Consider the following 13061-nt stretch of genomic DNA (forward strand, 5'->3'; position numbering starts at 1 on the left):
TACCGAAATATTCATCTACTGGTATAAAGTTTTTCTCGCTTGCTGTGTGCTTCGCACTATATAGTGCTTTGAACAATAGTGCTTTGAACAATTCATCCCAACATCTCTTTATGCTTTTTAAAGTCAATCGACTGTAGCTAATTTTTCGCTTCACTATTTCTTACGTGCCCATAGCCATTGTATTAATGCCAGTAAGGCGTCGTTTTCTTTATTATTACTTAACTCGCGAACGATCGCGGTGCGTCCGTCATCAAACAGCGATTGTGCATAGGTCTTGGCGTTCTCAACACCCATCAATTTGACATAAGTGGATTTATCCAGTTTTTCATCACTACCAGCAGGTTTGCCAAGCGTGTCGGTGCTGGTGGTCACATCCAAGATATCATCTTGGACTTGAAAGGCAAGACCAATGTGCTGAGCGCAATCCTGCAATGCCATGCGTTGTAAAGCGGTCGCACCAGCGCAGATACCGCCCATCAGCATCGCCGCTTCTATAAGCGCCCCGGTTTTATCACGGTGAATGGCCTCTAACTCATTTTGTGAGATATCCTCTTTTGCTTCCGCATTGAGATCCAGCATTTGACCAGACACCATGCGCCGTGCACGCGGAGCAAATACCGCGAGCAGCTGGCTTGCGATATCTGCATCGAAATGTGCAAAGGTCGGCATCTCTGCGGTCAATACCTCAAATGCCAGCGTTTGTAGTACGTCTCCTGCCAATAGAGCAGTTGCTTCATCAAAAGCGATATGACAGGTTGGCTGTCCACGGCGTAGCTCATCGTCATCCATACAGGGCAAATCATCATGCACCAATGAATAGGTATGTAGTAGCTCCACGGCTAGGGCAGCACGGCGACACATATCATAATCTGAGTCATTCTCTAGCAAAGATTCTAACTCATCGCTTAGCCTGTCATGGGTGAGAGGGGCGGCGCTAGAATCAATCAGATCTGCTGCATCACTTGATTGTAAGCGCTCTTCTACATCGCTCGCATCGTTATTTATTTGGCTACTATCGGTGACGCTCGCGAAGACGCTTGCGACCAATAGGGGGCGTACCGCTTTGCCTTGCCCCGTCATCACGTAACGACAGGCGTCTATGAGCGGACTGGGTAATTCGGCATACGCAAATAACACTTCGATGTCGTGAGTCAGCTGTGTGCGTATTGCGTGATGGAATTGCTCGGTGTTTTTAAAAGACGGAACGCTCGCTGGCATCAAGTTTGGTATAGAAGAAACAGTCATAACTTAACCATTCATAAAAGGAGAATAAAAATAACCCTAGTGTAGCATGATAGGCGATATTCCTTGTATGGCACATAGACGCTCTACACCATTTTTTGTCGTGTAAAAGGAAAAGCGAGGGAAGGTAATTCCATAAGGTCTCGTTACGTATTGGTGATTTAACTTAGTGGTTGAATGTGCTTTGATGATGAGGGCAGCGAGGAGATTGATTAAGTACCTTTATACGTTTTTTATGATGGAAGCAGGCATTTAAAAGACACGGAGCATAAGGTAAAGAGCGGTTATCAATTTAAGAGTGACTTGTGAGTATGGTATTAGCTTGTGACAGTCAGGGGCATAATCCCCTACACTAATTGACGTGAAAGTTATCGTCAGATTGAAGACCACAGTACTTAACGCCGCTGTACTAAAAGCAAGAGTATATAAATAAAGCGCCGTAACAACCGAAACACGCGCGCTGGATAATAAAGATATTTTGACTGATTGATCTGTCAGCGAATGGTTATGATGAAGGGTTTATTCTCATAACTGTTTGTCGTGATAAAGGGCAGGTTAACGGTGCTATTACCCATTTTTCTAACAATAACGAGTTGTGTGATTGATGCTAAAACGCCGCTTTTAAGATGGCAGGTTTATCGCACAGCTTTTATTAAATAGCCTTTATGAATAGCAAGGAGTTCCAAATGGTATACCAAGGAAATCGCATTACGGTGACAATGCTAGAGGATGGCATCGCCAACATGCAGTACAACGCCGAAAACGAGAGCGTGAATAAGTTTGATGCCGAGACCAATAAGCAATTTGGTGAAGCCGTTAGCGCGTTAGAAAAAGCAGACAATGTGAAAGGTTTGATTGTGACGTCAAGCAAAGGCGTATTCATTGCTGGTGCTGATATCACAGAATTTGTGGGTTCTTTTAAAAAGCCAGAAAGCGAAATCAAAGAGTGGGTTATCAGTATCAATGACACGTTCAATCGCTTTGAAGATTTGCCATTTCCAAAAGTAGCCGCCATTAATGGCGCGGCACTAGGCGGTGGTTGTGAGATGACGCTGGTTTGTGAATACCGCGTCATGAGTGACAAAGCAATCATTGGTTTGCCAGAAACCCAGTTGGGTATTTTCCCAGGGTTTGGTGGTACGGTTCGTAGTACGCGCGTCATCGGTATCGATAATGCCCTTGAGCTGATTGCTACTGGCACACCAAAAAAACCACTTGATGCGCTAAAGCTTGGTTTGGTTGATGCAACCGTACCAGCTGACGACTTGCAAGATGCTGCGATTGATCTGGTCAAAAAATGTATTTCAGGTGAGCTTGATTGGCAAGCGAAGCGTGAAGAGAAGCTTGTACCTGTGAAGCTAAACCAGATTGAACAGACCATGGCATTCAATAGTGCTAAAGGGATGATCTTTGCCAAAGCCAATCCTAAGCAGTATCCAGCACCAGCTCTCGCGATTGAAGCCATTGAAAAGCACGTCAATCTACCGCGTGACAAAGCGATTGAAGTCGAAGCTGCGGGCTTTGCCAAAGCCGCTAAAACCCCGCAAGCAGAGAGTTTGGTTGGTCTGTTCTTAAACGATCAGTTGGTTAAAAAACTTGCCAAACAGCACAGCAAACTTGCACATGACATCAATGAGGCGGCTGTACTAGGCGCAGGTATCATGGGCGGTGGTATCGCCTATCAAGCAGCCAGCAAAGGCTTGCCAATCATCATGAAAGATATCAAATCTGAGCAATTAGACCTTGGTATGGGCGAAGCCAGCAAACTGCTTAGCAAGATGGTTGAGCGCGGCAAGATGACGCCAGCGAAAATGGGTGAAACGCTTAGCCGTATTCGTCCGACTTTGAACTATGGTGACTTTGCTGAGACCGACATCGTCATCGAAGCGGTCGTAGAAAATCCAAACGTGAAGCGTTCGGTATTAAAAGAAGTCGAAGGACTAGTAAAAGACGACTGTATCCTAGCGTCAAACACGTCTACCATCTCTATTACCTATCTTGCTGAGGCGCTTGCTCGCCCAGAAAACTTCGTCGGTATGCATTTCTTCAACCCAGTACACCGCATGCCACTGGTCGAAGTGATTCGCGGTGAAAAATCTTCTGAAGAAGCCATCGCGACGACCGTAGCACTGGCTTCTAAAATGGGCAAAGTGCCTGTTGTGGTCAATGACTGCCCAGGTTTCTTGGTAAACCGCGTGTTGTTCCCATACTTTGGTGCGTTTGATTTATTGCTTAAGCAAGGTGCTGACTTTGCTCATGTCGATAAAGTCATGGAAAAATTCGGCTGGCCTATGGGCCCTGCGTATCTCATCGACGTGGTCGGTTTGGATACAGGTGTCCACGGCGCAGAAGTCATGGCAGAAGGTTTCCCTGATCGCATGAAGCCTGATTATAAAGGTGCGATTCAGCATCTATACGAAAACAAACGCCTAGGTCAAAAGAACGGCGTTGGTTTTTATAAGTATGAAACAGATAGCCGTGGTAAGCCAAAGAAAGTGGCTGATGACGCGACTTATGAGTTGCTACAAGCGACGAGTGACAGTGACAAGCAAGAATTCGACGATCAAACCATCATCGACCGCACCATGCTGGCTTTCTGTAATGAGACCGTTCGCTGCCTAGAAGACAACATCGTGAGCACGCCTGCCGAGGCCGATATGGCCATGATTATGGGTGTTGGTTTCCCGCCATTCCGCGGTGGCCCTTGCCGTTATATCGACCAGATGGGTCTAGATAACTACTTGGCACTGTGTGAAAAATACGCGCACCTTGGCAAAGCTTATGAAGCCCCGCAAAAGATTCGCGATATGGCAGCCGCAGGCGAGACCTTTTACGCCACCGCGTAGTAGGCAGTCATTACTAGGATGAAGTGCAGTACGTTTGCCTTTGAGCAAAACAGCCATTGATAGAACCCTATTTTTCAATCGCAAACGTACGGTTATAGTCAGTTCCATTGAATGTTAATACCAGTACATCAAACGCAGAAGTACCTGTCGTACTTTGGGTAAGATTGGCACGGTAAAAGCGTCAAAGTGAACGGATGACACTGACAATAAAAATTGAAAAGGAAGATAGTATGACAACTTTAAGTCCAAAAGATGTGGTCATCGTAGATGGCGTACGCTCAGCGATGGGTAAGTCTAAAAACGGTATGTTCCGTCATGTTCGCGCAGACAGTATGTCGGCTGAATTGGTAAGAGCGTTGGTTGAGCGTAACGACTTTGATCCACGTGATGTCGAAGATATCATTTGGGGCTGCGTCAACCAAACGCTAGAGCAAGGCCTAAATATTGGTCGCAACATCGGTTTGTTAGCGGGTATTCCAAAAACTGCGGGCGGTCAAACCGTTAATCGTCTGTGTGGTTCTTCTATGCAAGCGCTACACACCGCTGCGGCTCAAATCATGACCAACCAAGGTGATGTCTTTATCATTGGTGGCGTTGAGCACATGGGTCATGTTGGCATGATGCACGGCGTAGACCTTAATCCTGAAGCCTCAAAGCACTATGCAAAAGCGTCAAACATGATGGGCTTGACCGCTGAGATGCTGGGTCGTATGAATGGCATCACGCGCGAAGAGCAAGATGCCTTTGGTCTTGAGTCACATCGCCGTGCATGGGCTGCGACGGTAGAGGGTCGTTTTGACAATGAAATTATCGGTATCGAAGGCCATGATGCAGCAGGTCGCTTGCAGCTATGTACCGTCGATGAAGTGATTCGTCCAGATGCGACGATGGAGCAAATGCAAAAGCTACGCCCAGCGTTTGATCCAAAAGGTGGTACGGTGACGGCGGCGACCTCATCTGCCTTATCAGATGGGGCAGCCGCAATGCTGGTCATGAGCGCTCAAAAAGCCAAAGACTTGGGTCTAAAGCCACGTGCTCGTATTCGTAGCATGGCGATTGCTGGTTGTGATGCTGCTATTATGGGTTATGGTCCTGTACCAGCTACCAACAAAGCGCTAAAACGTGCTGGCATGAGCATCGACGACATGCAAACCATCGAGCTAAACGAAGCCTTTGCCGCGCAAGGTTTATCAGTGCTCAAAGCTTTAAACCTAACCGACAAACAGGACATCGTCAACATCAATGGCGGTGCAATTGCTTTGGGTCATCCACTTGGGTGTTCAGGCGCTCGTATCACAGTGACACTACTCAATGCGATGGAGCAGTCAGATACTGAAATTGGTCTAGCAACGATGTGTATCGGTCTTGGTCAAGGTATCGCCACTGTGATTGAGCGTGTTTAAACATTTGAATCGGTAGTCGATTTGTAATATTTGATCATCGTAAATATTTAAATAATCACCTCTAGTCTTCATGACTGGAGGTTTTTTTTATTAGAATTTAGACAGTTAAGTAACTCATAGGCAGCAATAAGAGCCACTTAAAAATAACAGAGCAAAATTATCTCCATTGACGCGTTTGCCAAACTGTGACTAAATAAGCTTAGTGGAGTCATTATGCTATTGGCCACCGCACCATAGTTTTTAATGATAAACGTCAGTCGTACAAGGAGTGTGCCATGTCTACCATGATTACCGATCGTACTTATCGAATTGCTCGTGAAAATACCCAAGCAATGGTCATTGATGTCCAAGAGCGCTTAACGCCGCACATTTATGATCATGAAAACATATTAAAAAAGACAGTCACACTGATAAAGGGTCTACAAGCGCTGAACGTGCCCATCATGCTCAATGAGCAGTATAAAAAGGGTCTAGGCGATACCTTGCCCGAGATTAAGGAAGCACTAGAAGGCAGCAATACCAAAAGTTTTGAAAAAGTGACCTTTAGTGCCTGTGACAATGATGAAGCATGGCATCATCTGGCTCAGCAGAATCGCAGTGTCGTTATTTTATTCGGTGTAGAGGTACACGTTTGCGTCATGCAGACGGCGCTTGATTTACTTGATAATGGCATGCAACCCGTTATCATTGGTGATGCGGTCGGCTCGCGCTACCCTTATGATAAAAAACAAGCGATTCGCCGTATTCGCCGCGCAGGTGGCGTGATCAGTACGGTTGAGTCTATTTTGTTTGAGCTGTGCCGCAGTAGCCAAGATCCTGCCTTCAAAACCATCAGCAATTTGATTAAATAGTTGGTGTAGCCAGTGTGGTAAGAGGCGCTCACGTGGTCTATTGCTTCAGCTACTTTATTTCACTTTCGTAAAAGCAGCGCTTGATAAAACAAGCGCTGTCTTGTATCTAATCAGAGAAAAAGATGTCCTTAAACATGCTTACTTCATCAAAGCCCTTGTCCAATCAAACGCTCGTTTCTGGTATCGATGTCAATGATATCACCCATTTTTTATTGGAACTGGATGCACTCAAACGCGTCAATCGCCGCAGTTATGTGACCCATACTACGCGCCGAGAGAACTCAGCCGAGCATTCTTGGCATTTGGCAATGGCCTGTTGGTCGATCGCTGAGATGTTTGAATTGGACGTTGATCATGAAAAATTATTAAAAATGGCGTTGGTACATGATTTGGGTGAGATTGACGCAGGAGATACCTTTTTATTTGCCAGCAGTCGTCATGCCGCCCACATCGAAGAGCGCGCTGGTATCGCGCGATTGCAAGCAGAACGCGGCAATGGTATTGCCAATCTTGCTGAGATTTGGGAAGAACAAGAGACGGGTAGCAGTAAAGAAACCCAACTGCTCAGAGTCGTTGATCGTTTATTACCGTTTTTACTTAATCTCAATACTGAGGGAAAAACGTGGGCTGAGTCTGAGGTCAAACGCTCGCAAGTGGCAGCGGCACTTGCCTTTATCGAGGGTAGTTTCCCAACGATTCATGATTGGCTCACAGAAAATATCGCGTATGCAGTGCAGCAAGGATGGCTGATCGATTCATAAACAATCCCTATTACCTTCTTTATATTATTCAACTTATCTATAATTTATCCTTGCTAACATATTGATCATTAGCGTCATAAAAGAGAAATCAATAAATGAGTCTATCTGTAATTTATAGAAAATTATGCAAATCCCTTATCCTTGTCAGTATGCTGAGTCTGTCGCATATAGCCCAAGCGGCAACGCCCATTAGTGATGGCGATAAATTGGCATACGATGCCAAAAAACAAATTGGTGTGACCACAAGCTACGATCCTACTTATCGTAAGCTTGAGTTTCCGCGAGGCGATGTACCCATAGAAACTGGGGTATGTACTGATGTTATCATTCGTGCGTATCGCTTGCAAAATATTGATCTTCAACAATTGGTCAATCATGATATGAAATCCAATTGGTCAGCTTATCCCAAAAACTGGGGACTCAAATCGACAGACAAAAATATCGACCATCGCCGTGTGCCCAATCTCGAAGTGTTTTTTGAGAGACAGGGGCAAACGTTATCGATTACTGATAAAGAGAGTTTTCAAGCCGGCGACATAGTGACGTGGCGGTTGCCGAAGGATAATTTACCTCATATCGGTATCGTCTCCGACAAAAAAGCCGCTGATGGTACGCCATTGATTATCCATAATATCGGACAGGGCACTCAAGAAGAAAACATTTTGTACGCGTACCCGATTCTCAAGCATTTTCGCTACTAATAGTCATTGATAGACACCCCAGTTATCAGCAAAAAGCCCAGTAAAACGTCATTATCGACGCCTCACTGGGCTTTTATTTTTTATTATGACAGAGATAAATTACGAATTGGTGACACCCAATAATTGTCCCATTTTTACAAAACTGTCGGCTTGCATGGTGCTTTCCCAGTCAGCTTTTGCTGCTTTTGGTAGTATGACAATCGCCGTCGATCCTAGGTAAAAACGACCAAGCTCTTCGCCTTTCTCAAAGCGCATATCATGATCGGACTCTTGTACATTATCAGTACGAGCAATCTTGCCAGTCGCTACAGTCTCGATACCAGCGACAATCATGGCACCGACCATCACCACCGCCGCTTTACCGTACTGAGTATCAAACAAGCAGACCAGACGCTCATTGCGCGCAAACAAGTCAGGGACATTGGCCGCAGTGGTATTGTTCACCGAAAACAAGGTGCCAGGCACATAGCGAGTTTTGGTCAATGTACCAGCAAATGGCATATGGACACGGTGATAATTACTAGGCGCTAAATACACAGTGGCAAAACTACCATCTGCAAAATAACGACCATCTTCACTATCAGCAAGCAGTTGTCCAACGTCATAATAACGCCCTTTTGCTTGTAGCATTTTATGATCACTAATTTGCCCTAACTGCGAGATTACCCCATCAGCAGGACTGACAATGCCGTCAGCTGTGGTGTCGATAGGACGAGCATCTTCTTTTAGTTCACGCGTAAAAAAATCATTGAAGCTTTCGTAGGCATTGAGACTTTGGCGCTCATACTCATCCAAACTGACATTATATGCTTTTGCAAAGCTACGAATAAAAGTGCGTTTGACATAAGGGTGGCGACTGGCGGCCAAACGTCCAGCAACTTTACTCAGCTTCTGCTGCGGGACAAGCTGTTGTAAGGTGGTGAATAAATTCATAATAGGGCTACCAAAAAAAGTGTGGTGTAATAAATAATAGGCAAGTGAATGGCCATATTTTATCATGGACAGCGTATGATTGTATGGCCATAATCTGTAAGGAGTTAGAATATGAAAGCACTTATACAGCGAGTACGTAGCGCGAGTGTCATGGTGGCAGGATCTGATATCGGTGTCATCGAGCATGGAATACTGGCTTATATTGGCTTAGGACACGACGATAACCTACAAACCGCGCAGCGAATGATTGATAAAATCCTAACGTATCGTATTTTTGAGAATAATGATGATCCTGCCAAGGCCGGTAAAATGGATAAAAATGTCCAGCAAGTGAATGGCGGATTGTTATTGGTATCACAGTTCACCTTAATGGCCATGACCGACAAAGGTCGCAGGCCTGATTTTGGTGGGGCAATGGCACCTGAGGCAGCACAAGCGCTATTTACTCAATTGATTGAGTATGCAAAAAGTCAGTACGCTATCGTTGCGACTGGGCAATTTGGGGCCAACATGCAAGTTGAGAGTATTAACGATGGTCCCCTAAACTTTATATTAGAAGTGCGCTAATCTAAGTCATATAGAACAATAACTGTCATCAAGCTGTCACAATTAATCCGTTTAATAGATAAAAGCTGGCGAATATGTATCGCCTTTTACATGCCAAACTTTGTAATTAACACTGAGACTGCTGTATGCATAACGAGCAAATTTTGATTGTTGAAGATGAACCTGCGATTCGTGAAATGGTGGTCATGACGTTAGAGATGGCTGGGTTTGATAGTCTGCAAGCCGCAGATGTGTCAGAGGCGCATCAACAAGTCGTGGATCATAGACCCGCACTAATTCTGCTAGACTGGATGTTGCCAGGTGATAAGAGCGGCGTGGATTTTTGTCGTATGCTAAAAAATGATGATCTGCTCTCTGAAATTCCCGTCATTATGCTGACAGCCAAGAGCGAAGAAGACAGTAAGGTTCATGGTTTGGACGCTGGTGCTGACGATTATATGACCAAGCCGTTTTCGACGCGCGAACTTATCTCTAGAATCAAAGCGGTGCTGCGACGTAGTAATGCACTGAGTAATGACAAGTCTATCGAAGTTGGCAAGCTCAGTTTAGACCCAAGAAGCCAACGCGTGACAGTGGCGGGGAAAGTGGTTGAATTGGGCCCTACGGAATATCGGTTATTGGCATTTTTTATGAGTCATCCAGAGCGCGCCTATACGCGCACACAGCTATTAGATCAAGTATGGGGCGGCAACGTCTATATTGAGGACAGAACCATTGATGTTCATATTAAGCGTCTGCGTACCATATTAAGACCTTACGACTGTGATACATTGATACAGACCGTACGCGGTACAGGTTATCGATTTTCTAATATCATTACGCCGACATAATTCGCCATGCTTAGAAATCTCAGGGCAGGCGCCACTCAAGATGACGCAGCAAAAAGTAGTAGGGATGATGAATGAGCAAAATAATGACAAAGAATAATCAACAAAATCTATCAGGGTTCGTTTCTGAACAACACGCCTCAGATCAACTGACAAAAATAAGAAGCGCCTTATTGGCCTTACGAGATGCTGTGATTTTGCTCAATCAAGATGACAATGTGGAGTGGTGGAATCAGGCTGCTCAGGATTTATTGTCATTAAAAGTAGACGATGCAGGCAAAAGTATTTTTGATTTTATTCGAGTACCTGAGTTTCGTCAGTACTATCAAGCGACCACAGCGACCCTCAGTGAGGGCGTGCATATAGAATCTTGGCAAGATCCCAAGCGCTACTTAAAATGTGAACTCACGCCTTTTGGTGACCAGAAGCTTCTGATTATCTATGATGTGACACGCTTGCAGCATCTAGAAGAGATGCGCCGCGACTTTGTGGCAAATGTCTCGCACGAATTACGTACCCCGCTGACGGTGATGATGGGCTACTTAGAGAACTTCTCAGATCAGCCAGACATGCCGCCGCATTGGCGACGTGGGTTTGAGCTTATGACTCAGCAAACAGCACGTATGAATAGAATCGTGAATGATTTATTGTTGTTGTCTCGAATTGAAATCGAGGAAACTCGCGAGCTCAACTATATTGATATGACCAAACTACTGACCCATGTATATGATGATGCGCAAGCATACAACCAAGCATACGGGCATATCATCCATTTGCACATAGATACTTATGATGGGCTATATGGTTCTGAGATGTACCTAAACAGCGCTTTATCTAACCTTGTGATCAACGCCATTAAGTACACGCCTAAGGGTGGCAATATAACCATTAGCTGGACAAAAACCTCAGAAGGCTGCCGGTTTGCTGTAGAAGACAACGGTATTGGCATTGCAGCAGAGCACATTGCTCGTCTCACGGAGCGCTTTTATCGTATCGATAAAGGACGCAGCCGAGCCACAGGAGGGACAGGATTGGGTCTGGCTATTGTAAAACACGTTTTGTATCAACACGAAGCCAGTTTGCAAATCGAGTCCATAGAAGGGGCGGGGTCGACATTCAGTGTGGTCTTCCCAGCGGCTTACGTCCACACGGCCTCTTGATGCTATCTATCCCCGCTGCTGCCTATCGTATTGTTGTAAACAAACGCTATAGACCTCACTCTTTTTGCATGAGTGGATAGGGATTGACCGCACTACCATTGATATAAATGCCATAATGCAGATGAGGTGGCGTGCCTTTAGCATTGCCGCTATCACCAACATAGCCAATAATGTCTCCAGCATTGACCCAGTCATTGGGAGAGATATCGGCATAGTCTTCTAAATGTGCGTAGTAATGTCCAGCGCCACCTGGCCCGACAACGACGACGACGCGACCGCCCAAATTATTATTCCCCACTTTGCTGACAATCCCTTGCGTCGTTGATTGTATTGGTGTGCCCCTTGGCGCAAAAATATCAATCCCTTCATGGGTGCGGCCTTGACTGCGTGCCGCGCCCCATGTATCAGTCAGTCCTTGCTCTGGTAGGGGGGTGGGTAAACTGTTTTCAGCAGGAGGGTCTTGTTGCAATAGGCTCAATTGCTGCCATTTTGCCATCACAAAAGATTGAGTTTGTTGGCTGATGGTTGGCAATAATCGATCGAATACAAGTAATAGTGCTAATAGGACAACCGCTTTAATCAACACGCTGAGCACACGGCTTATCACTGTCGGGCGGGGTGGCGGGCTGCTGTCATTCGGTTGCATCAATACCTCTTTTTTTATTATAGGGCGTTTATACTAGTATAGGGAGCTTATCGGTTTACGTGTGTATCGCATTGTTATATCAGTGTTTTAACCCCATAACGGACTTGATGATTTTAAAAGGCAATGGTTATATATAGGGATGGGTCATACTTTATGACAGAGGTTTTCAACAACGTAAATACCGCATTGGTGATCGATACCGAAACCGATCAAGGGCGTGACCCAAGACCCATCCAAGTGGCGACTATCAATGTCGCAACTGGTTTTGAGTGGATGAAATACTTTAATAGCGGTCGCACTATCTCGCCTATTGTCATCAAAGTACACGGTATCACCGATGATGATGTGGCAGGGCTTGAGCGCTTTAATTTGGCTGAATTTGAATTACCAGAGTATCTGATTGGTCATAATGTGCGTTTTGATTGGCGAGTGATAGGTAGTCCGTCTGCCAAGCTGATTTGTACGGTTAGATTGGCGCGTGTGGCTTTTCCAGAATGGCGTGCTTATGGGCAGTCTAGGTGTATCGAGCAGCTACTTGGTAGAGAAGAGGCAAGCCTTATGACCATTGCCGCTCACGACGCGCTTGGTGATGCTCGTATGTGTCATTTGCTGTATCAAGCCTGCTGTGAGCGCTTAGGGATTGCACCGACAGATTTTGCCGCCGCTCATGCGATTGCTAATAAAGCCAATCCCGTCAGTAAAATGCCGTTTGGTAAACATAAAGGCACGCCAATCAAAGACGTACCTATTAGCTATGTAAAATGGATGCTCGGCAATATTCATAATATGCAGCCATCACTGTATTCGGCGTTAAAAAAACGTATAGAAGCAGAAAAAATTAAAAATGTTGAGTAATGAAAAATTCGTCGATAAATATTGCATCTTCATTGAGGTAAACTATATAAGTTGCTACTACTTCACTTTCTTTAAGTAAATTCATCGTTAAGCTGGTGGCATAGATAGGGTGATGTTTAGTTTGAATATTGTGCTCGATTTTCCAAGCACCACTGGATAAGGTTTCTAGTGGGTAAGTTAAGTCTAAATCCTTTTCAGTGTTATTTCGTAGTAACGCATCTAAATGTGACCTTGCAACTTCAATGAAACATATATGTTTTTGCATAAAA

Annotated in this window: 13 protein-coding genes; 9 read left to right on the forward strand and 4 right to left on the reverse strand. The window is 45.1% G+C overall.

Annotated elements, in window-relative coordinates; genetic code table 11:
- Positions 1-153: 153 nt before the first annotated feature.
- Complete coding sequence (locus tag CZ794_RS03900; protein WP_087040326.1) at positions 154-1245, reverse strand: polyprenyl synthetase family protein; 1092 nt, start codon at positions 1243-1245, stop codon at positions 154-156.
- 683 nt (positions 1246-1928) lie between these two features.
- Here CZ794_RS03900 and fadB point away from each other — a divergent pair.
- The 5 genes from fadB to CZ794_RS03925 all read left to right on the forward strand — a co-directional run bounded on the left by fadB (position 1929) and on the right by CZ794_RS03925 (position 7804).
- Positions 1929-4088 carry a fatty acid oxidation complex subunit alpha FadB gene (fadB, locus tag CZ794_RS03905; protein WP_087040327.1) on the forward strand — a complete coding sequence of 720 codons (2160 nt, stop codon included), beginning with the start codon at positions 1929-1931 and terminating at the stop codon, positions 4086-4088.
- A gap of 230 nt (positions 4089-4318) precedes the next feature.
- Positions 4319-5491: an acetyl-CoA C-acyltransferase FadA gene (fadA, locus tag CZ794_RS03910; protein ID WP_087040328.1), complete on the forward strand. Its 1173-nt coding sequence runs from the start codon at positions 4319-4321 to the stop codon at positions 5489-5491.
- Between the two features lie 275 nt (positions 5492-5766).
- On the forward strand, positions 5767-6342 hold the full coding sequence (locus tag CZ794_RS03915; protein ID WP_087040329.1) for an isochorismatase family protein: 576 nt from the start codon (positions 5767-5769) through the stop codon (positions 6340-6342).
- A gap of 134 nt (positions 6343-6476) precedes the next feature.
- Positions 6477-7103 carry an HD family hydrolase gene (locus tag CZ794_RS03920; RefSeq protein ID WP_087040330.1) on the forward strand — a complete coding sequence of 209 codons (627 nt, stop codon included), beginning with the start codon at positions 6477-6479 and terminating at the stop codon, positions 7101-7103.
- Positions 7104-7198: 95 nt separating this feature from the next.
- Positions 7199-7804: a DUF1287 domain-containing protein gene (locus CZ794_RS03925; protein ID WP_218778303.1), complete on the forward strand. Its 606-nt coding sequence runs from the start codon at positions 7199-7201 to the stop codon at positions 7802-7804.
- 99 nt (positions 7805-7903) lie between these two features.
- Here the strand turns inward: CZ794_RS03925 and asd are convergent, their stop codons facing one another.
- Positions 7904-8737: an archaetidylserine decarboxylase gene (asd, locus tag CZ794_RS03930; RefSeq protein WP_087040332.1), complete on the reverse strand. Its 834-nt coding sequence runs from the start codon at positions 8735-8737 to the stop codon at positions 7904-7906.
- Between the two features lie 111 nt (positions 8738-8848).
- Between asd and dtd the strand changes: the two genes are divergently transcribed.
- The 3 genes from dtd (at position 8849) to phoR (ending at position 11291) form a co-directional block, all read left to right on the forward strand.
- A complete protein-coding gene (gene dtd, locus CZ794_RS03935; protein WP_087040333.1) occupies positions 8849-9304 on the forward strand; it encodes a D-aminoacyl-tRNA deacylase in 456 nt (151 codons plus the stop codon).
- Between the two features lie 125 nt (positions 9305-9429).
- A complete protein-coding gene (phoB, locus tag CZ794_RS03940; protein WP_087040334.1) occupies positions 9430-10134 on the forward strand; it encodes a phosphate regulon transcriptional regulator PhoB in 705 nt (234 codons plus the stop codon).
- Positions 10135-10217: 83 nt separating this feature from the next.
- Positions 10218-11291, forward strand: a complete 1074-nt coding sequence (gene phoR / locus CZ794_RS03945; protein ID WP_087040335.1) for a phosphate regulon sensor histidine kinase PhoR — start codon at positions 10218-10220, stop codon at positions 11289-11291.
- Between the two features lie 55 nt (positions 11292-11346).
- Here the strand turns inward: phoR and CZ794_RS03950 are convergent, their stop codons facing one another.
- Positions 11347-11937 (reverse strand): M23 family metallopeptidase, encoded by a 591-nt coding sequence (locus CZ794_RS03950; protein ID WP_087040336.1) that lies wholly within the window; start codon positions 11935-11937, stop codon positions 11347-11349.
- 153 nt (positions 11938-12090) lie between these two features.
- Here CZ794_RS03950 and CZ794_RS03955 point away from each other — a divergent pair, with 153 nt between their 5' ends.
- On the forward strand, positions 12091-12792 hold the full coding sequence (locus CZ794_RS03955) for a putative quorum-sensing-regulated virulence factor (RefSeq protein WP_087040337.1): 702 nt from the start codon (positions 12091-12093) through the stop codon (positions 12790-12792).
- On the opposite strand, the gene CZ794_RS03960 is transcribed toward CZ794_RS03955, so the two are convergent.
- The gene (locus CZ794_RS03960) at positions 12776-13057 is read right to left on the reverse strand and encodes a hypothetical protein (protein WP_087040338.1); all 282 of its coding nucleotides are present in this window, start codon (positions 13055-13057) and stop codon (positions 12776-12778) included. The two genes, CZ794_RS03955 and CZ794_RS03960, sit on opposite strands and share 17 nt — an antisense overlap.
- Positions 13058-13061: the final 4 nt, after the last annotated feature.

This window comes from Psychrobacter sp. JB385, from assembly GCF_900163785.1.
Taxonomy (GTDB): domain Bacteria; phylum Pseudomonadota; class Gammaproteobacteria; order Pseudomonadales; family Moraxellaceae; genus Psychrobacter.

What these genes read in the sequence shown, in the direction of transcription:
- CZ794_RS03900 (WP_087040326.1), bottom strand. Translation starts at nt 1,245, where the DNA reads ATGACTGTTTCTTCTATACCAAACTTGATGCCAGCGAGCGTTCCGTCT.
- fadB (WP_087040327.1), top strand. Translation starts at nt 1,929, where the DNA reads ATGGTATACCAAGGAAATCGCATTACGGTGACAATGCTAGAGGATGGC.
- fadA (WP_087040328.1), top strand. Translation starts at nt 4,319, where the DNA reads ATGACAACTTTAAGTCCAAAAGATGTGGTCATCGTAGATGGCGTACGC.
- CZ794_RS03915 (WP_087040329.1), top strand. Translation starts at nt 5,767, where the DNA reads ATGTCTACCATGATTACCGATCGTACTTATCGAATTGCTCGTGAAAAT.
- CZ794_RS03920 (WP_087040330.1), top strand. Translation starts at nt 6,477, where the DNA reads ATGCTTACTTCATCAAAGCCCTTGTCCAATCAAACGCTCGTTTCTGGT.
- CZ794_RS03925 (WP_218778303.1), top strand. Translation starts at nt 7,199, where the DNA reads ATGAGTCTATCTGTAATTTATAGAAAATTATGCAAATCCCTTATCCTT.
- asd (WP_087040332.1), bottom strand. Translation starts at nt 8,737, where the DNA reads ATGAATTTATTCACCACCTTACAACAGCTTGTCCCGCAGCAGAAGCTG.
- dtd (WP_087040333.1), top strand. Translation starts at nt 8,849, where the DNA reads ATGAAAGCACTTATACAGCGAGTACGTAGCGCGAGTGTCATGGTGGCA.
- phoB (WP_087040334.1), top strand. Translation starts at nt 9,430, where the DNA reads ATGCATAACGAGCAAATTTTGATTGTTGAAGATGAACCTGCGATTCGT.
- phoR (WP_087040335.1), top strand. Translation starts at nt 10,218, where the DNA reads ATGACAAAGAATAATCAACAAAATCTATCAGGGTTCGTTTCTGAACAA.
- CZ794_RS03950 (WP_087040336.1), bottom strand. Translation starts at nt 11,937, where the DNA reads ATGCAACCGAATGACAGCAGCCCGCCACCCCGCCCGACAGTGATAAGC.
- CZ794_RS03955 (WP_087040337.1), top strand. Translation starts at nt 12,091, where the DNA reads ATGACAGAGGTTTTCAACAACGTAAATACCGCATTGGTGATCGATACC.
- CZ794_RS03960 (WP_087040338.1), bottom strand. Translation starts at nt 13,057, where the DNA reads ATGCAAAAACATATATGTTTCATTGAAGTTGCAAGGTCACATTTAGAT.